We start from the raw sequence: 20,816 nt of genomic DNA, 5'->3' as shown, positions 1-20,816 counted from the left end.
TTTTTTGCGTTCATATTTATTACCATCTATATTGTTTATTACAGATATTGTGACGATTGTAATCGTTGCTTTTATCAGTCTTTTTATTCGATTTGATGGACATATAGAACCTCAATATATTACTCAAATGGTGGATGCACTTCCGTTATTACTTATTTCGTATATGTTGATGTTCTTGATAATGCATTTATATACACGTATTTGGCGCTATGCAGGGATGCGAGAGGTATTAGCAGTATTTGTAGCGACTACAATTGGTACGGCTTTATTCTATTCTTCTATGTTTGTATTTGGTAAGTCATTACCACGTTCTGTCTATTTTATTACATGGTTCCTCACTACAGGTGCTGTTGGTATGGGACGAATGTTGCTTCATTATGTGGCACTTCACTATAGCCGTGGGGACGATGGTGAAAGTGGACAAGTAAATACATTGATCATAGGAGCTGGTGATGCAGGTGCAACTATAGCTCGTGAAATTGAACGATATCATAAGCGTTCTCGTCGAGTGATTGGTTTTGTTGATGATGATATGTTTAAACATAATCGCCTTATGAATGGTTTTAGAATTCTTGGGAGCCGTGAAGATATTCCTGCATTAGTTGCTAAGTATAAGGTAGAAGAAATCATTATTGCTATGCCTTCCGTGAAGCGAGATATTATTCAGGCAATCATGGAAATTTGTGCTCCTTTAAAGTGTAAAATCAATATTTTACCGGGGATGTATCAATTACTTGATGATGAAGTTCTTGTATCTCATTTACATCCTGTTTCAATCGAAGACTTATTGGAGCGCGATGAGATTCAGCTCGATACGTCTAAGGTTAAAACATATCTTAAGGATAAAGTAGTTTTAGTTACTGGTGCAGGGGGCTCTATTGGTTCTGAAATTTGTCGTCAAGTTTTACGTGTAAAGCCTAAAAAGCTATTGCTTCTAGGCCATGGTGAAAATAGTATTTATCTTATTCATCAAGAATTGCGCAATATTATGTCCCAAGCTACATTGGTTCCAATTATTGCAGATATTCGTGATAAGAATCAATTAGAACAAATTTTTAAAAACTATAACCCTGATGTAGTATTTCATGCGGCAGCTCACAAACATGTGCCGCTTATGGAAATACAGCCAATTGCTGCGGTATTAAATAATATTTATGGTACTCGTAATGTTGCGGATGTAGCCGGAGCTCATGGGGTAGATCGATTTGTTATGATTTCCACGGATAAAGCGGTGAATCCAACCAGCGTTATGGGCGCTACAAAACGAGTTGCTGAAAAAGTTGTACTTGGTATGAATCACACATATGATACTAAGTTTATAACAGTTCGTTTTGGTAATGTACTTGGTAGCCGTGGTTCGGTTATTCCTTTATTTCGTAAACAAATTGAAGCAGGTGGCCCTGTAACCGTTACAGATCCAGAAATGACACGTTATTTCATGACTATTCCTGAAGCCAGTCAATTAGTACTTCAAGCTGGTGCCATGGGAAATGGAGGAGAAGTGTTCCTTTTGGACATGGGTGAACCGGTTAAAATTGTCGATTTGGCTAAGAATATGATTCGCCTTTCTGGCTTTGAGCCTAATAAGGATATTCGTATTGAATTTACTGGCTTACGTCCAGGTGAAAAGTTATATGAAGAACTATTAACTGCCGGAGAAGGTACGAATACTACTACGCATAAGAAAATTTTTGAAGCAGCTCTAGAAGATGTTAATCAAGAATGGCTAAGTCATGAAATAGAGCGCTTTGATACATGTAAAACTGATATAGATGTAATTAATGTGTTGCAGGATATCATTCCTACATACGATCCAAATCATAATGTATAGGTTTTGGACGATACATTTTTTACCCGATACATGTATAAGACTATTTTATTTTGATACATTGTGCCTTTATTGAGAGGGTTAGGTGTAGTTAATATTCTAAGTGGGAGAGGCCCTGTTGTTTGTATACTTTTACAGAAAGGGGTATATGGGTGGAACAAATTATTGATTTAAAAGAGGTGGGCAGAGTCCTCATTAAAAAGCGCCGTAAAATTATTAATATTGCGGTAGCATGTATGGTTTTAGGTGGTGCGTATGCTTTTCTTGCACCATCTATATATCAATCTACATCGATGTTGCGCATTAAACAAGCTCAAGGTTTGAGCAATTCTGTATTATCTAGTGCTAATGCCTATTCTGATTCTATGTCTCGTCAATTGATGAACACAGATGCAGAAATTTTAAAAAGTCGTAATGTAGTAGAGCCAGTAATTACTGCTATAGAAGATCCTGAAGGTACTGGTAATGCGCCAACATATGAAGATTTTGTTAAAAATCGCATTGAAACTAAACCGTATAAAGAAACCGAGTTATTACAAGTAAGCGTAACTGGTAAGAGTCCTGAGCAAGCACAAGAAGCTAATCAATTACTTATTGATACCTTCTTGAAACGTCTTGCCGAAATTTCTCATGTTGAACAACGAACTACTCGTGAATTCTTACAAAAACGCGTTGTTACTGCGAAATCTGAATTAGAACAAGCAGAAAATAAATTGCAACAATTTCAAATAGATAATAAGGTGTACTCCACCGCTGATCAGATGAAAGGCTTAACAGATAAAATTACTCTAATTGATCGTGAGAAGGCTCAAAATCAACTCGATTTAGAAACGGCACAAGCTGCACTTGGCAGTATCAATGAACAATTAGGTTCTGCTGGTAAAAGTATCGCCGATAGCGCCACGGTTCAAGCCTACAAGGGGCAGTTAGCAGACCTAGAATCTCGTAAAGCTTCTTACATTGGTAAATATACTGATGAACATCCAGCGATGAAAGAGATTAACCAACAAATTGAAGAGGCTAAAAGTGGTTTAAATGCTGAAATCAACGCTATTGCATCGCAACAAGCACCTTCAAGCAACTCTGCACAACAAGGCTTGCTAGCGGATAAGTTTAAAAATGAAGCTGCTTTAGTAGTAGCTCAAGGTAAACAATCTACATTAGCTGAGCTAGATAAAGCAAACGAAGAAGCTATAAAAGGACTACCTGAAAAAGAACGTGGTTATATCCAAGCAAAACGTGATGTAGATGTGGCTCAAGATATCTATCAAATGTTATCTACTCGCTTAGAAGAAGCGAAGGTAGCAGAGGTTATGGTACCGAATGAAGTTCAAATCGTTGATCCTCCTACATTACCAGAAAAGGCGATTGCTCCACGTAAGGTTCTTATTCTATTAGGCTCTGCCATTTTAGGCCTCATCTTTGGTTGCCTCTATACATTGGGCCAATTCTTCGGTAATCGCAAAGTTCAATCTGTACAAGAAATTAATGATATTCTTGGTATTCAAAACTTGGGCGTAATTCCAAATCATAAAGAAAAAGAATACGAGGAGCCTAGTAATCGTATCGTAGCATTGTTGCGCAAAATGAGAGGTTAATATGATTAGACTAATTTCTAATGAACGTGGTGATACACCACTTGTGGAAGCATATCGTACATTGCGTAGCAATCTTCAATATGTATGTAACCAACATAAATGTAAACTTATTTGCATTACTGCAGCTACTAGTGGTGAAGGAACTTCTGAAGTGGCAGCTAATACAGCATTAGCTTTATCTAAAAATAATAATAAAGTTCTTCTAGTAGATGGTAATCTACGCAATCCAGCACAACATATAGCCTTTAATGTACAAAATAAAGGTCTTACCAATGCGGTAATGATGGATGAAGATTTGACGATTCATCGTAATGTAGTGCCTCATTTAGATGTGCTTACGGCTGGTGAAGTTGTTGAATATCCATCTGATATTGTAGACTCTAGCAAATTACCTACGATTTTTGAGTATATACGTGATGAATATGATGTGGTTATCATCGATACACCACCCGTATTATCTGTTACAGATGCCGTTGTATTGGCTGAAAAATCAGATGGTGTAATACTAGTTGTTAAAAATGAAGTAGCTAGTCCAAAAGATTTGATTGAAGCTAAGAAACGCCTTTCACAAGTGGGCATTCCTCTTTTAGGATCTATCGTGATTGACGCGTAATATAACTGTTTTAATCAATATTTTATGAGATAAATCAAGTGTATCAATATGGTACAGAAAGTATTGAGGTGATGTATATGAAAATTAATTTTTCTCCTCCAGATATTACAGAGTTAGAAATCAATGAAGTCGTTGAAGCCTTAAAAAGTGGGTGGATTACGACAGGTCCTCGTACTAAAGACTTAGAAAAAAAGGTAGCTCACCAATTAGGTACACCTAAATCCGTTTGTTTAAACTCTGCTACGGCAGCGCTTGAAATGTCCCTTCGCGTATTGGGAATTGGACCTGGAGACGAAGTCATAACTAGTGCTTACTCATATACAGCTAGTGCGAGTCCTGTAGTTCATGTAGGCGCTACATTAGTACTTGTTGATACACAAAAAGATTCCTATGAAATGGATTACGATGCAGTCGCTCGCGCTATCACACCAAAAACAAAGGCTATCATCCCTGTAGATATTGCGGGTGTGCCTTGTGATTATGAACGTTTGCGATCCATTGTAGAGGAAAAGAAATCTCTCTTTACACCATCTAATGATATTCAATCAGCATTAGGTCATATTCCTATCGTAGCGGACTGTGCGCATTCTTTTGGTGCTTCTTATAAAGGGGTACCAACAGGTAATGTAGCCGATTTTAGTAGCTTTTCCTTTCATGCAGTAAAAAATTTTACTACTGCTGAAGGTGGTTGTGCTACATGGCGCCACATAGATGGTTATGACGATGAAGCTATCTACAAGCAATTCCAATTGTTATCCTTACATGGTCAGGATAAAGATGCGCTTGCTAAAACAAAAGCTGGTGCATGGGAATATGATATCAAGGGCACATATTATAAATGTAATATGACGGATATTATGGCGGCTATCGGTTTGGCTCAATTAGAACGATATCCAAAACTTTTAGCTCGTCGTAAGGAGATTATCGAAGCTTACGATACAGGTTTGAAAGATTTACCTGTTACATTGTTGAGCCATTATACAGATGAGCATGAAAGTAGTGGTCACTTGTATTTAGTCCGTTTAGACGGCCGTGATGCGCAATACCGCAACAAGGTTATTGAAGCTATGGCTGAGGCTGGCATTGCGACGAATGTCCATTATAAGCCAATTCCAATGCATACGGCTTACAAAAACTTAGGCTTTACAATCGATGATTATCCAAATGCTTATGACCAATTTAAAAATGAAATTACATTGCCACTTCATACGCTCCTTACAGATGAAGAAGTGCAATATATCATTGAGCAGTTTAAAAGGATTATTACCGAATGCTAGTAAAGAACTTTCATGATCTACCAAAAGAGCTTCAGTGTGAAGCGGTTCGTCCCTATTTTGAAATATTAAAGCAAAGGCGTATAAGCCTTCTTTGTAAAAGCATTTTTGACCGCGTAATGGCAGCGGGAATGCTTATTACATTAAGCCCTATATTCTTGGTACTAGCCATCATGATTAAACGAGATAGTGAGGGAGAGGTTTTTTTTCGTCAAACTCGAGTGACACAGTACGGTCGTACCTTTGGCATCTATAAGTTCCGTACTATGGTAAAAAATGCGGAATCTTTAGGTGCACAAGTGACATCACAAAATGATATGCGTGTTACGAAGGTAGGCAATATGCTTCGCAACTGTCGTCTCGATGAATTGCCTCAGCTTATTAATATCCTTTTAGGAGATATGAGCTTTGTCGGTACAAGACCTGAGGTTCCACGTTATGTGGCTGCTTATACAGATGAAATGAAAGCTACCTTATTATTACCTGCTGGTGTTACCAGTGTTGCCAGTATTACTTATAAAGATGAAGATCAACTTTTACAAAATGCTCAGAATGTTGATGAAGTCTATATAAATGAGGTTTTACCGGGTAAGATGGCTTGGAATTTAAGGAGTATTAAGGAGTTTTCTTTTTTACAAGATATAAAAACGATGATTGATACAGTATTAGCTGTATTACGTTGAAAGAGGTCCCTATGAGTACATCTATGACAAAGGAAATACAAGAAAAAGAGCTGAATATGTTACTGTACTTTAAAGAGTTCTGTGATAAACATAATTTGCGCTTTTATCTTTGCGGCGGTGGTCTCATTGGGGCTATACGTCATAACGGCTTTATCCCTTGGGATGATGATTTAGATCTTTTCATGCCTCGTCCAGATTATGAAAAGTTAGCTGAATTATGGCCAAAATATGCTGATACTGAACGATTTACGTATTGTCGTACTGATCGAAATCATATCTATCATGATGCAGGAGCTTCTATTAGAGACAATAATACGACTTTTATCAATCGTCATAGTATGCATGAAGATGTTTGTCATGGTTTGGCACTTGAAATTATGCCTATCGATGGCTGTGCACCCGGCAAAATTAGTCGTGCATTGCAGTTGATGTGGGCCATGACTTTTGCACTCTTTAATGCACAGCGTTTGCCTGATAATAAGGGACCAACATATCGCGCTTTAGCGGGTTATATTTATAAAATCTTTTCAAGTCAATCTATACGCTATCATATTTGGCGATTTGCAGAAAAGAGAATGACTCAATACGACTTTGATACGAGTGATGAGTGTACGGAGTTAATCGGTAGCTTAAAAGGTATGAAGCTACGTCATCCTAGAGAGGACTTTGCTTCTGTTGTATATAAAGACTTTGAAGGTCATCAAATACCTGTTATGAAAGGGTATGAGAGATATTTGCGTCTTATTTGGGGCGACTATATGCAATTACCACCTGTAGAGCAACGTGTAGCAAAACATGATGCAGTATTTGCTGATTTACATACACCTTACAAGGAGTATAAAGGCATACATTATGCCAAAAAAGAAGCTCAACCATAAGGAGGGCCTATGAAACGAATAGCAGTAATCTTTGCGGGTGGCGTAGGTGCTCGTATGAAAAATAGCAAGACGCCAAAACAATTTTTAGAATGGAACGGTAGACCGATTTTGATTCAAACCTTAGATGTATTTGAACAAACGAAGACTATTGATGGGATTGTTCTTGCCTGTAAAGCAGAATGGATTGATCATACTAAACAACTCATAGAAAAGGCGGGGTTACAAAAGGTATTATCCATTGTGCCTGGTGGTGAAAGTGCTTTGGAATCCCAATATAATGGGCTAGTAGAGGCTAAGCGTTTATTCCCTGATGACGCGGTGACTGTATTGATTCATGATGGGGTTCGTCCACTTGTAGATAACTCTACCATAGAGAGAAACATAGAATCTGTTGAGTCAAAGGGTTCTGCCATTACTGTTACTCCAGCTATCGAAACGGTTATGGTTACCCAAAATGGTTCTATTAACCGCATTTTAAATCGTAATGAATGTCTTATGGCTAAAGCTCCGCAGAGTTTTAGATTGGATGATATTATATCAGTTCATAATCGTGCAAAAGATGAGGGCATTCATGACTTTATTGATTCCGCATCGATGATGATGCACTATGGTTATACTTTATACCCTGTGTTAGGGGAAACTGAAAATATAAAGATTACAACTCCATCTGATTATTATATGTTCACAGGGATTATTAAAAATCGTGAGCTAGGAGGATTAAAAGATGAGTAATTCCGTTATTCAACGCGAGTTAACGGCTTTAGTACAGGAAAAAAATTACTTTCATTTCCTCCGTCATCAACGCATTCTTATAACTGGTGCAACGGGGCTTATTGGATCTATGTTTATAAAATTACTTATACTTGCCAATGAGACTCATGACCTGGATTTAAAAGTGATTGGTCATGTGCGAAGCCATGAAAAGGCAAAAAACATTCTTGGTGAGTATTTAGATAATAAATCGTTAGCTCTAGTGGATGGTTCATTAGAATCTATTGATGTGCCATGTGATTATATTTTGCATGGAGCCGCACCGACACAGTCTAAGTTTTTTGTAGAGCATCCTGTAGAAACTATCCGTACCTCTATTTATGGTACGGAGGCCATGCTTGAGTTAGGTCGCCGTCAAAAGGTAAAGAAACTAGTTTACTTATCCAGTATGGAGCAATATGGGGTACCTTATGAATCTGGCCAAGTTATGACAGAGGAAAGAATAGGCTATTTGGATCATCTAAACGTTCGTAGCTCCTACTCCGAAAGCAAAAGACTTTGTGAATGTTATTGCAAGTCCTATGCTGTGGAGTATGGCGTTCCTGTTGTAATAGCTAGACTAGCTCAAACTTTTGGGCCAGGTGTTCCAGTAGCTGATAATCGCGTTTTTATGCAGTTTACCAAGAGTGCTATTAAAAAAGAAGCCATTATACTTCATACAAAGGGCGATTCTATGTCGAATTATTGCTATATTACTGATGCCTTAACTGGGCTTTTAACTCTTTTAAAAGCAGGGGTACCTGGTGAAGCATATAATGTTTGTCATGATGAGGAGACGCGTTCTATTGCAAGCATTGCTCATTTAGTGGCAACTCATGTTAGCAATGATAAGAGTGAAGTCATCTTTGATATTCCAAACGATGTGCAAGGGCTTGGCTATGCACCGACAGTGCATATGTTCTTAAGTTCTAAGAAGTTAAAATCCCTAGGTTGGCAACCTAAGGTATCAATGGCACAAGCCTATGTAAGACTGGCAGAATATATCCAAAAGGAAGGCTTATGAAAAAGGAAATAATAATTGTCACCATCTCCCTTGGTAACGATGGGGCTGAACGAATCTTAACAGAGTTGGCTCGTCAGTGGGTACATGATGGTCATCATATTACAGTTATCCAAACAAGCCCTAATCGATATGGTAATGAATATGCGTTAGAGGAAGGTATTGAACAAATCGAAATTCATACTACAAGCTCTAATAAAGTCATTCGCTTTATGCAAGAAATAAAGGAACTAATCAAAATCTTAAAGACTAGACCAAATGCGACATGTTTATCTTTCTTGTCTGCATCGAGTTTTATCTTAGCGATTAGCTCTTGGTTTATAAAAAATCGCATTGTGTTTTCTGAGCGCAATAATCCACGCAAAGTTCCTATTGGTTGGCATCAACAAGCGTTGCGCAATTTTGCTTTTCGATTTGCAGATGCACTAGTATTTCAAACGGAAGATGCTCGTTCTTATTTCCCGAAATCTGTTCAAAATCGCGGTGTTATTATCCCCAATCCTATTAATGGTAAATTGCCACCACCAATAGAGGGGGAACGAGAAAAGACAATTATTACAGCTTGTCGTTTGCATCCGCAAAAGAATTTGCCTATGATGATTAATGCCTTCAGTATGTTGGCAAACGAGTTTCCAGAGTATAAACTCGTCATTTATGGACAAGGTGTATTAGAGGATGAACTACGAGCTCAAATTAATTCTCTTAATTTAGAAGATCGCGTTTTATTGCCTGGCTTTGCTAGCAATATTTTAGAAAAGGTAGCTCCTTGTTCCATGTTTGTATCATCTTCTGATTTTGAAGGCATTTCAAATTCTATGTTGGAAGCATTGGGCATGGGGCTGCCGGCAGTAGTTACAGACTGTCCTGTAGGCGGTGCTCGCATGGTAATTAAAAGTGGAGAGAATGGTATCCTTGTGCCTGTAGGTGATACGCAGGCTATGTATGAAGCTATGCGCAGTATATTAAAAGATCCTGCACTAGCAGCTAAGCTTTCACAGGAAGCAATCAAAGTACGCGATGAATTTCCACTATGGAAAATCGCTAAACGTTGGTTAGAAGTTTTATGAGTTGTAAGGAGGAGAACCATTGAAGTTAAATATTACGGCTCTTGCTGATCGCATGATATGGTTCATAACTCTAATCTTTTTAGTGTTGTCGTTGACCATTTCCTTTGCCCTTGGCGAAGCGAACTATGGTGCGTATGTATTGTTTGTATGCTTATTTGGGCTCATTATTTTTTATCTAATAAGAGAGCAAGGTGTTATTAAACTACGGCTTAATTGGATGCATGCTTATATGTTGCTTTTTATTGGTGCTTGTTATCTAAGTGCGATTAATGCCACAGATGTTTCCGTAGCTATGAGCCGAAGTTTTGATATGGTCAAGATATTCTTTATGCTCATCATTTTATACATGTGTTATCAAGATAAAAAATCGGTGGATACATTATTAAAGATTGGCATGTGGACAGGCTATATAGTTTGTTTCTATACTGTTTATTTCTACGGTTTAGATTATTTTATTACTGTTTTATCATCCTCAGCGCGTATTGCTAATGATGCATTGAATGCGAATACGGTAGGGCTATTGGGGGCCAATGCTATTGTTATGACCTTGTATTATATGCTATACGATCGACCTCGTTGGTGGCATGTCATTGCATTACCAACACTTGGTATTTTAGCGGCTACAGGTAGTCGTAAGGCCTTAGTTTTTGTTGGTGTTGGTACAGTATTACTCTTTATTTTTAAAAGTTTTCGTAGTGCTAATGCGGTCAATTCTATTGTAAAAGTTATTGGTTCCTTATTAGGTCTTACCATTATAGGTATTGCGGTCTTGCAATTGCCGATGTTCTCTGAAGTATTAGACCGAATGTCTAACATGATGGAAGCCTTTACAGGCACAGGGGGGGACTCATCCACTATTATTCGTTTAGCTTTGGTAGATATTGGATGGGACTTATTTTATCAATCTCCCATAACTGGTGTAGGTATCAATAATCCATCTGTATATACTTTTTTCGTGTATGGTAAAGATAATTACTACTTGCATAATAATTATATTGAGTTATTAGCTGGCACGGGTGTTATTGGTTTAATAGCATATTATTCAATGTATCTATATGTAGCATATAATTTAATTCGCTATCGCGATATACATAGTAATGAATATATAATGGTACTTATTTTATTCCTTTCACAAATTGTTATGGATATGGGTATGGTTTCTTATGAAAGTAAGAGTACTTATTTTTATATGATGTTGTTTTATTTAGAGGTACAAATTCTTCGGAAAGGACGTAAACATGAAGTTCAGCAAACTGTTTAGGGTCGGTATGTCCTTTTTAACAAAACCTTACTATCGAACGAGAGTATTAATTAAATCGGGTTATTATGACTCTTTGTCTGATGAAGACTTTTTGAAGAAGGTATTTCCTAAGTATATGGGATACCCTTTAGATTTAGAAAATCCAAAAACTTTCAGCGAAAAGTTACAATGGCTTAAGGTTAATTTTAGAGACCCAATACAAACAGTGATGGTTGATAAACATGAAGCTAAACATCTTATTGCTCAACGTGTAGGTAATCAGTATATAATACCTACGATTTCCGTATGGAACTCTGTAGATGATATTGACCTTGATAGGTTGCCTAATCAATTCGTTTTGAAATGTACACATGATAGTGGAGGCATCGTTATTTGTAAAGATAAATCAACACTTGATTGGGAAGCAGCAAAAGCTAAATTAAGAACATTCTTAAAACGGGATTATTCACGTATTGCTAGAGAGTGGCCTTATAAGAATGTTCCTCGACGTATTATCGGAGAGGAATATTTGTCGGAGTTAGGTAGCAATGACATATTAGATTATAAGATGTATTGCTTTCATGGTGAACCAAAGTTAACAGTAGTATGTTCTAATCGTTTTTCTAAAACAGGAACGCGTATGAACTTCTATGATATCGATTGGAATCCTATGGGAATTCATTTTGGACATTATCCACCGTTACCTACAGAGTTTCCAAAGCCAGACACATATGGTGAAATGCAACAGGTTGCGATGGAGCTTAGCAAAGGGTGTCCATTTTTGCGTGTTGATTTTTATGAAATTAAAGGGCATCTATTTATTGGAGAATTAACATTTTTTCCTGGTGCTGGATTTGAAAGATTTCGTCCTATGTCAAAGGATTATGAATTAGGAGAGTGGTTACATCTTGAGAATGTACATCGGGGCTGATTTAGTTCCTACGGATATTAATAAAACATTATTTGAAAACGGTAATGGAGAAGCTTTTGTAGGAAAAGAGCTTTATGAAATTTTGAAGCAATCGGATTTAAATGTTTTCAATTTAGAGGTTCCTTTTACTGATATAGAGACACCCATCGTAAAATTTGGTAATAATTTAATTGCGCCTACAAAAACAATTAATGGATATAAGGCGTTAGAGCCGTTATTTTTAACACTGGCTAATAACCACTCTTTAGATCAAGGGGTGGAAGGGTTGACGACAACATTAAATTTGTTGAAGCAGCATAAGATTGCTCATGCTGGAGCTGGAGCTAATTTGAAAGAGGCTAAGAAGCCATTTATCTTTGAAAAAGATGATATACGTATTGGATTCTATCTTTGTACAGAGAACGAGTTTACTATGGCTACTTGTCATACAATGGGGGCTAATCCTTTTGATGTGCTAGAAAGCTTTGACGAAGTGAAAGTTTTAAAGGCACAATGCGACTACGTCATCGTTCTATATCACGGCGGCAAGGAATTCTATCGCTATCCATCTCCTATGCTACAGAGATATTGCCGTAAATTTGTCGATAGTGGAGCGAATCTCGTTATCTGTCAACATAATCATTGTGTAGGGTCTCGTGAAGATTACCAGGGAGGCACTATCATTTATGGACAAGGCAACTTTATCTTTAATTCCGATTTTTTTGTAAACCATCAAGAGTTTATTAAAGATTCAATACTAGTTACTGTAGACGTAACTAAGGATGATTTTGTGGTGTCTGAATTGCCTATTCGTAGAACCGATAATGGTACACGATTAGCCACAGAAGTTGAAGCTACAGAAACATTAGAGGATTATAGAAAACGTAGTGAAGAAATTAAAGACCCTCACTTTGTGACTCAAGCTTATAGGGTCTTTGCTGATACACATGTAAAACGTTATTTGCGTGAGTTTTTAGGTAGATCATTTATTGTACGCGCTATTAATGCTTTATTGGGCCGAAAATTGGTAGAACTTATTTTGGGCAAAACGAGTTATTTAGCAATACAAAATTATTTGGAATGTGAAGCTCATCATGAACTATTCTTGAGAGGCATTAAGAATATCAATAAGAAATAATGGATACTAAAATCGTAGCTGCTGCTAAATGGTCTGTTATTACAGAGGTTTTGGCAAAGCTTATCACACCACTGACAAATATAATATTGGCTCATATGTTAGCACCGACTGCATTCGGCATATTGGCGACGATTATGATGGTTATATCTTTTGCGGAAATGCTTGCTGATGCGGGTTTTCAAAAATTTCTTGTTCAGCATGAGTTTGAAAGTGCCCAAGATAAGCAAGAGGCTACAGATGTGGCCTTTATTGCCAACCTAGTGTTTTCTCTAGTTTTATGGAGCGCTATCATAATCGGTCGTGATGAATTGGCTGTATTAGTAGGTAATGATGGCTTAGGTATACCTTTAGCCGTGATGGGCGCTATGATTCCTTTATCTGCTTTTAGTAGTGTCCAAATGGCATTGTATCGAAGAGATTTTAATTTCAAGTTTCTTTTAAATATTAGGCTCATAACAATTCTTACACCTATATTGATATCTATACCAATGGCGCTTATGGGGTACGATTATTGGTCTTTAATTGCTGGTATGCTAGGGTCTCAGCTATTTACGGCGTTGGCATTATTAAAGAGTCGGAAGAATCAAATTCATCTGTTTTTTAGTAGTCGCGTCTTTATGAATATGTTTAACTATAGTGCATGGTCTTTAGCTGAAGCATTTTCTATATGGCTCACTGCTTGGGTGGATACATTCATTATTAGCCGTTTTTTAGATGCTTATTATTTGGGTATATATAAGATGCCAATGGCTATTGTTACGACTGTAATGGCTATGGCTACAGCATCTTTGGCTCCTGTATTATTCGCGGCTTTAAGTCGTGTGCAAAATAATCAACAGGCCTTTTCGAATACATTCTTTACATTCCAACGCTATATGGCTCTATTTTTGGTACCTCTAGGTGCAGGATTATTTGTATTTCAAGACTTTGTTGTTCAGCTTTTACTAGGACCACAATGGACGTTAGCGGGCATTGTATTAGGTTCGTGGGCATTGAGTTCGGCTATTATGACTGTAACAGCTAATTTGATTTCCGAAATATTTCGTGCAAAAGGGATGCCTAATCTATCATTTTGGACTCAAATATTACATCTAGTAGTTTTAATACCAGTTATTTATATTTGTATTCAATATGATTTCAGTACCTTTGTATATGCTCGATCGTTAGTAAGAATGGAAATGCTAGCAGCTTCTATGTTGCTACTAGCTTTATTTGTCAATATGAGTGCATTTCGCATAATATCTAATATCAGTGTATATCTCATTACAGCATCTATAGTTGGGTTAATTGCCTATAGTATTTTACATCTCTATGATGCAGTATGGTGGACCGTCGTCTGTATGCTTTTATGTGTTGTATTATATGTGGCTATTTTATACGTCATTCCATCTGAGCGCATAATTATTGCTTCTGGCTATAAAAAAGTCTTAAGTAAAGTAAAACGACATAATTAATAGAACTATGAAAGGAGTACATATGCTTTCAAAAAATGTAGATTTAAACAACACGGTAATCCTTGTAACAGGTGCCGCTGGATTTGTAGGGGCTAATCTAGTTATGTCCTTACTATCTGAAGCAGAAGGGACTCAAATTATTGGCATAGATTCTGTTAATGATTACTATGATGTAGCATTGAAAGAGTATCGATTGCAACAGATTGATGAACTTAGCAAAAATAATAAGAATATATGGATTTTTAAAAAAGGGAATATTGCAGATAAGTTCTTTGTTGATGAAATTTTTGCTATCTATAAACCACAAGTTGTAGTGAATCTAGCAGCTCAAGCAGGGGTTCGTTACTCTATTACTAACCCCGACGCCTATATCGAGTCTAATATTATTGGATTTTATAATATTCTAGAAGCTTGTCGTCATTCTTATGATGATGGTGAAAGAGGTGTAGAGCATTTAGTGTATGCATCATCTTCTTCTGTATATGGTGCAAATAAACAAATTCCATACTCTACAGAGGATAAAGTAGATAATCCTGTATCTCTTTATGCAGCTACAAAAAAATCAAATGAGTTATTGGCTTATTCGTATGCTAAATTATATAACATCCCTAGCACAGGGCTTCGTTTCTTCACTGTATACGGTCCTGCAGGTCGTCCAGATATGGCATACTTTGGTTTTACAAATACATTACGTAATGGTGGGACAATTAAAATCTTCAACTACGGCAATTGTAAGCGTGATTTTACCTATATCGATGATATTGTAGAAGGCGTTTCTAAGGTTATGTCTACTGCACCAGAGCGTCGCAATGGTGCGGATGGCTTGCCGGTTCCACCGTACGCTATTTATAATATCGGCAATAGCAACCCAGAAAATTTACTTGATTTTGTGCGCATTCTTTCAGAGGAATTGGTTTCTGCTGGTGTTTTACCAAAGGATTATAATTTTGAAGAACATAAAGAATTAGTGCCTATGCAACCAGGGGATGTGCCTGTTACATATGCTGATACAAGTGCGTTAGAAGCAGATTTTGGCTTTAAACCTAATACAACCTTACGAGAAGGGTTAAAGCGTTTTGCCATATGGTATAAAGATTTCTATATGATGGAGGGCAAATAAATGAAAATTGCAATTGCTGGTACAGGCTATGTAGGCCTTTCCAATGGTGTGTTGTTAGCTCAACATAATGAAGTAGTAGCCCTCGATATCATCCCAGAAAAAGTAGATATGTTAAATCGCAAAGAGACGCCTATTGTAGATGCTGAATTGCAAGAGTATTTAGCTACTAAGGAGTTAAACTTCAAAGCTACACTTGACCCAGTAGAAGCTTTTAACAGTGCAGATTATGTTATCATTTCGACACCTACAAATTATGACCCACAAAAAAACTTCTTTGACACATCTTCTGTTGAACAAGTTATTAAAACTGTGCTAGAGATTAATCCTGATGCAGTAATGATTATTAAATCAACTGTACCAGTAGGCTATACGGTACAAATGCGCAAAGAATTTAATACGGAGAATTTAATTTTCTCGCCAGAATTCTTGCGTGAAGGTAAAGCCTTATACGATAATTTACATCCATCCCGTATTGTTGTGGGCGAGGATTCTGACAGAGCACGTTGTTTTGGCCAATTATTAGCAGAAGGTGCTATTAAAGAAAATATTCCACAATTATATACTGATTCTACGGAAGCGGAAGCAATTAAATTGTTTGCTAATACGTATTTAGCATTACGTGTAGCGTATTTCAATGAGTTAGACTCCTATGCTGAAGTACGTGGCCTTAGCACAAGTCAAATCATCAAGGGGGTTTGTTTAGATCCTCGTATTGGAGATTTTTATAATAATCCTTCTTTTGGTTATGGTGGTTATTGCTTGCCAAAAGATACAAAGCAATTATTAGCTAATTATAATGATGTACCACAAAACTTAATTTCTGCCATTGTCGATGCGAATAGAACACGTAAAGATCATGTGGCAGATACTATTATTGCTAAAAATCCGAAAATTGTTGGTATCTATCGCTTGACCATGAAAATGAACTCTGATAATTTTAGAGCATCAGCCATTCAAGGTGTTATGAAACGTATTAAGGCGAAGGGGATTGCTGTGGTAGTATATGAACCTACACTAGATGCAGAAGACTTCTTTAATTCGCCAGTTATTCGTAATTTTGAAGACTTTAAGCGTGTTAGTGATGTTATTGTAGCTAATCGCTGGGATAGTAGCTTAGAAGGTGTAAAAAATAAAGTTTATACACGAGATATTTTTGATAGAGATTAATACAGCTATATGTATTGTGGCGTTTAGGAGAGTAGTATGAAACGTTGGATACTATATATTGTGTTATGTCTAATTGTGTTTTTTATATGGGATAATTCCTTGCAAAATGGAGGGAACTCTGATGGGTTTAGTCTTATTTTTGCAGAGTGGCTTGCCCCTATAGCTGATAAATTAGGCTTTTACGGAAATATATGGGCCTTAAATAGGATTGTTCGAAAATTAGCCCACCTTACAGAGTTCACAATTCTTGGTGGTGTTTTATATGTAGTTCTACGCCGCTATATTGAATATGGCACAGTAGTAAAAACTATAGGAGTGGGTATAGTAATAGCTTGTCTAGACGAATTTATACAATTATTTTCTCTAGGTCGCAGCTCTCAACTTTCTGATGTATTGATTGATACAATTGGTATAATCATTGGTATATCGGTAGTAAAATTAGCTTATTATATTAGTCATGATAAAAGATAAAGGTACATTTAAAAATTAAAAAAATATTAATATAATAATGTGTAAAATATGACTCATAATTATAGAGATTATGAGTCATATTTTATGAAAGAAAAATGAATATATAAAAATTGTATTAAATGAACATATAATAATTTATTTATTTTTATAGAAAAACCACTGTACAAGCGACTACTCCCTTGCTATAATCGTGAATGTAAAATGAATTATAAACTTAAATGAGAAGAACATGAACTTTATGAAAGAGGTCGATTTTTGAACAGAGAATCGAAAGTAGAAGGGAAAGATTATGAGTCGCGTGGTTGATTTACATGGTTGCATTTTGCCAGCTGTGTTAGGTCCACAAGGGCCTCAAACAATGGCAGAATCAGTAAAAATGATTAAGTCCTTGTCTGAACAAGGTATTACAGATATTTTTAGTACGCCTGATGTAACAGTATCTATGGATCTGAACACATGGAATGCTATGAAATCTTTAGTTAATGAAGTAAAAGTTGCGCTTAAGGAACAGCTAGTAGATGTAACTATTCACAGTGGAGCTCGCGTAATGCTTTGTGATGAAATGATTGAATATATAGCTTTTCATCGCAATCAATATAAATTGGGAGATAGCCCTTTTATATTAGTTGCTCTTCCACAAAATAGCAAAGTGCATCATATTAATGCATGGTTGTTAAGTCTACTAGATATGGGTATTGTACCTATTATTAGTGAAGTAGAAACTTATGGACAATTATTTACTAAACCTGAACAACTATTAGAATGGGTTGATAAAGGTATTTTGATTCAATGTAATATGGCATCTTTTGATCATGGTAACACTAACTATGATAGGGCTATTGAATTATATCGCAATGGTTTAATTCATTTCTTTGGCACTGGTTATAGCAATGGCTGTGATGTCGAGGCGTACCAAGGTTATGTGGAAGCAATTTCTAAATTAGACAATACGTATAAAAAAGATTTGTTACCAAATATCCATCTTAATGAACGCGACCTCTTAGCTAATCGCACATTTTATCCTTCTGTCCCATCTAGTTGGGTGGGGAAAAAGGGTAATTTCTTGACTCGTCTATTTGGCTTTGCATTATAATTTATATAGGTTCTTTTATCCATGTCATATTGGCATAGATAGAGGGACCTATTTTTACTTTATATTGTATTTGGGGTTGAAAACAACCACCATATATAGTATACTGAGAGGGCGGTAAAAATAGAGGGTTTTTCTAATAATTCTTTACATTTTTACATATAAATTTATAAAAAGTGTGATTAGACATACTTTTTATACTTCTTAACATATATTTTGGCAGTAACAAAATGGGGAGGTTGCCAATATGTTGCAGGTCATTAAGCGTGATGGCACGAAGGTACCATTCGACAAAAACAAGATTGCTTTGGCTATTGAAAAAGCTGAACATAGTAGTACAGGGTTGTACGAAGAGGGCTTGGCACAGCGTATTGCAAATGAAATTGAGGAATATGCTACTAAGCTTCAAAAAGATATGACAATTTATGCTATTGAAGATCAAGTGTATTATAAGTTGATTGAGTATCATAATCCTGCAACGGCACGTGCCTATGAAGGTTACAAAGCTGTTCAAGCTTTTAAACGTCGTCAAAATACAACTGATGATGATGTAATTGGTTTATTAGATCGTAGTAATATCAGTGTTCTTGATGAAAACTCTAATAAGGATGCTGCTATTGTATCTACCCAACGGGATTTAATTGCTGGTGAAGTATCTAAGGATATTGCTCGTCGTAAATTGATTCCTACCGATATTTTAGAAGCTCATGATAGTGGAGCCATCCACTTCCATGATATGGATTATATTATTCAACCTATGTTTAACTGTTGCTTGATTAATTTGGAAGACATGCTTACAAATGGTACAGTAATCAATGGTAAGAAAATTGATACACCTAAGTCTTTCCAAGTTGCTTGTACTGTAACAACACAAATCATTGCACAAGTAGCATCTGGTCAATATGGTGGCCAAAGTATTAATGGTATTGACCGTATTTTGGCACCATTTGTACGTAAATCTTATGAAAAAATCCTCGATAATGTTATTGAAGAGCAAGTTGAGATTTACGGCATGGAGCCTAATATGGAAAAGGCTCGTGAAATTGCGTGGAAACGTACGCGTAAAGAGGTTAAAGATGGTATTCAAACGATTCAATACCAAATTAATACATTGATGACTACAAATGGTCAATCTCCATTTGTGACATTATTTATGTATTTCCAACCAAACTATGAATACGCGAAGGAAGCGGCTCTTATTACAGAAGAAATTTTGCGCCAACGTATTAAAGGTGTAAAAAACGAAGCCGATGTATATATTACACCAGCCTTTCCTAAGTTGATTTATGTTCTTGATGAGCATAATGTAACACCAGATAGTCCATACTATTACTTAACTGAATTGGCAGGACAATGTACGGCTAAGCGCATGTACCCTGACTATATTTCTGCAAAAAAAATGAAGGAAAACTACTCAGGTAATGTCTTTAGTCCTATGGGCTGTCGATCCTTCTTATCTCCTTGGAAGGATGAAAATGGTGAATACAAGTTTGATGGACGTTTTAACATTGGTGTAGTAAGTTTAAACTTACCTCAAATTGGCATTCTAGCCCGCGGTAGTGAAGAACGATATTTTGAAATTTTAGACAAACGACTTGAGTTGGCAGAAAAAGCACTAATGCTTCGTTATGAATTACTTAAGGACGTAGTGAGTGATGTGTCACCAATCCATTGGCAACACGGTGCTATTGCAAGACTTAAAAAAGGCGAGAAAATTGCCAAATTCTTGACTGGCGGTTATGCGACTATTTCCTTGGGATATATTGGTATTTATGAAGCAACTCGCTTAATTACCGGTGAATCGAATACAGGCGAGAAAGGTCGCGTTTTTGCGATGAAGATTATGGATCGCTTAAATGCAGCTGTTGATGAATGGCGAGTTAAACATAACATGGGCTTTGCATTATATGGTACACCTGCTGAAAGTTTAACCCATCGATTCTCTTCTTTGGATCGCGCTCGTTTTGGTATTATTGAGGACATTACGGATAAAGGTTATTATACTAATAGTTATCATGTAAGCGTACGAGAAGAGATTAATGTATTTGATAAGTTCTCTTTTGAATCTGAGTTCCAAAAGAAATCTACCGGTGGCTGTATTTCCTATGCGGAAATTCCTAATATGACTAATAATATTCCAGCTGTTTTGACTATGATTCAATATATTTATGATCATATTTCTTACGCTGAATTCAATACCAAGTCTGACTACTGTCACGAATGTGGCTTTGATGGCGAAATCAAGGTAAACGAACATAACGAGTGGGAATGCCCTCGTTGCCACAATACAAACCGCGATAAATTAACTGTTATCCGTCGTACTTGTGGATACCTTGGCGAAAACTTCTGGAATGAAGGGCGCACAAAGGAAATTAAAGATCGTGTAATGCATATTTAAGATTATTAGAGGTATAGTTTTAATAATTATTCTATATATTAAGATAAACTGTTATATAGATTAATATAATTATCATAGATATCTAATGATGTGGATATTTTAATAGATACGATTTT

Annotated in this window: 18 protein-coding genes; all 18 read left to right on the top strand. The window is 36.5% G+C overall.

From position 1 onward, the window contains the following. Positions 1-4 precede the first annotated feature (4 nt). A complete protein-coding gene (locus ACLRYO_RS09040) occupies positions 5-1,831 on the top strand; it encodes a polysaccharide biosynthesis protein (RefSeq protein WP_413084833.1) in 1,827 nt (608 codons plus the stop codon). Between the two features lie 149 nt (positions 1,832-1,980). After that, positions 1,981-3,426, top strand: a complete 1,446-nt coding sequence (locus tag ACLRYO_RS09035; protein ID WP_413084832.1) for a GumC family protein — start codon at positions 1,981-1,983, stop codon at positions 3,424-3,426. A 1-nt stretch (position 3,427) separates the two neighbouring features. Beyond that, positions 3,428-4,039 carry a CpsD/CapB family tyrosine-protein kinase gene (locus tag ACLRYO_RS09030; protein WP_413084831.1) on the top strand — a complete coding sequence of 204 codons (612 nt, stop codon included), beginning with the start codon at positions 3,428-3,430 and terminating at the stop codon, positions 4,037-4,039. 77 nt (positions 4,040-4,116) lie between these two features. Further along, complete coding sequence (locus ACLRYO_RS09025; RefSeq protein WP_413084830.1) at positions 4,117-5,316, top strand: DegT/DnrJ/EryC1/StrS family aminotransferase; 1,200 nt, start codon at positions 4,117-4,119, stop codon at positions 5,314-5,316. Beyond that, positions 5,310-5,996: a sugar transferase gene (locus ACLRYO_RS09020; protein ID WP_021147979.1), complete on the top strand. Its 687-nt coding sequence runs from the start codon at positions 5,310-5,312 to the stop codon at positions 5,994-5,996. The genes ACLRYO_RS09025 and ACLRYO_RS09020 overlap by 7 nt, the downstream gene beginning before the upstream one ends. 11 nt (positions 5,997-6,007) lie before the next feature. Next, positions 6,008-6,874: a LicD family protein gene (locus ACLRYO_RS09015; protein WP_004697209.1), complete on the top strand. Its 867-nt coding sequence runs from the start codon at positions 6,008-6,010 to the stop codon at positions 6,872-6,874. 9 nt (positions 6,875-6,883) lie between these two features. Further along, positions 6,884-7,606, top strand: a complete 723-nt coding sequence (locus tag ACLRYO_RS09010; RefSeq protein WP_278606843.1) for an IspD/TarI family cytidylyltransferase — start codon at positions 6,884-6,886, stop codon at positions 7,604-7,606. Next, entirely contained in the window at positions 7,599-8,648 is a 1,050-nt protein-coding gene (locus ACLRYO_RS09005; protein WP_413084829.1) for an NAD-dependent epimerase/dehydratase family protein, read from the top strand. Before ACLRYO_RS09010 ends, ACLRYO_RS09005 begins: the two co-directional genes overlap by 8 nt. Further along, on the top strand, positions 8,645-9,712 hold the full coding sequence (locus ACLRYO_RS09000; protein WP_413084828.1) for a glycosyltransferase: 1,068 nt from the start codon (positions 8,645-8,647) through the stop codon (positions 9,710-9,712). The genes ACLRYO_RS09005 and ACLRYO_RS09000 overlap by 4 nt, the downstream gene beginning before the upstream one ends. Positions 9,713-9,731: 19 nt before the next feature. Beyond that, positions 9,732-10,973, top strand: coding sequence for an O-antigen ligase family protein (locus ACLRYO_RS08995; RefSeq protein ID WP_413084827.1), 1,242 nt, complete (start codon positions 9,732-9,734; stop codon positions 10,971-10,973). Further along, entirely contained in the window at positions 10,951-11,883 is a 933-nt protein-coding gene (locus ACLRYO_RS08990) for an ATP-grasp fold amidoligase family protein (protein ID WP_042986393.1), read from the top strand. Before ACLRYO_RS08995 ends, ACLRYO_RS08990 begins: the two co-directional genes overlap by 23 nt. Then, positions 11,867-13,000 (top strand): CapA family protein, encoded by a 1,134-nt coding sequence (locus ACLRYO_RS08985; RefSeq protein ID WP_412225327.1) that lies wholly within the window; start codon positions 11,867-11,869, stop codon positions 12,998-13,000. The genes ACLRYO_RS08990 and ACLRYO_RS08985 overlap by 17 nt, the downstream gene beginning before the upstream one ends. Then, entirely contained in the window at positions 13,000-14,454 is a 1,455-nt protein-coding gene (locus ACLRYO_RS08980; protein WP_412225005.1) for a lipopolysaccharide biosynthesis protein, read from the top strand. Before ACLRYO_RS08985 ends, ACLRYO_RS08980 begins: the two co-directional genes overlap by 1 nt. Before the next feature lie 22 nt (positions 14,455-14,476). After that, positions 14,477-15,574: an NAD-dependent epimerase/dehydratase family protein gene (locus ACLRYO_RS08975; RefSeq protein WP_412225007.1), complete on the top strand. Its 1,098-nt coding sequence runs from the start codon at positions 14,477-14,479 to the stop codon at positions 15,572-15,574. Then, a complete protein-coding gene (locus ACLRYO_RS08970; protein WP_412225008.1) occupies positions 15,575-16,741 on the top strand; it encodes a nucleotide sugar dehydrogenase in 1,167 nt (388 codons plus the stop codon). A 36-nt stretch (positions 16,742-16,777) separates the two neighbouring features. Continuing rightward, entirely contained in the window at positions 16,778-17,212 is a 435-nt protein-coding gene (locus ACLRYO_RS08965) for a VanZ family protein (protein ID WP_413084826.1), read from the top strand. Positions 17,213-17,501: 289 nt separating this feature from the next. Next, positions 17,502-18,305 carry a tyrosine-protein phosphatase gene (locus ACLRYO_RS08960; RefSeq protein ID WP_412225011.1) on the top strand — a complete coding sequence of 268 codons (804 nt, stop codon included), beginning with the start codon at positions 17,502-17,504 and terminating at the stop codon, positions 18,303-18,305. A gap of 244 nt (positions 18,306-18,549) precedes the next feature. Continuing rightward, the gene (gene nrdD, locus ACLRYO_RS08955) at positions 18,550-20,700 is read left to right on the top strand and encodes an anaerobic ribonucleoside-triphosphate reductase (RefSeq protein WP_413084825.1); all 2,151 of its coding nucleotides are present in this window, start codon (positions 18,550-18,552) and stop codon (positions 20,698-20,700) included. Positions 20,701-20,816 lie beyond the last annotated feature (116 nt).

It is taken from the genome of Veillonella parvula (assembly GCF_047241225.1).
In the GTDB taxonomy this organism is placed as follows: domain Bacteria; phylum Bacillota; class Negativicutes; order Veillonellales; family Veillonellaceae; genus Veillonella; species Veillonella parvula_O.
The sequence above is the reverse complement of the archived record's forward strand: the minus strand, read 5'-3'. Positions and strand labels throughout refer to the sequence as shown.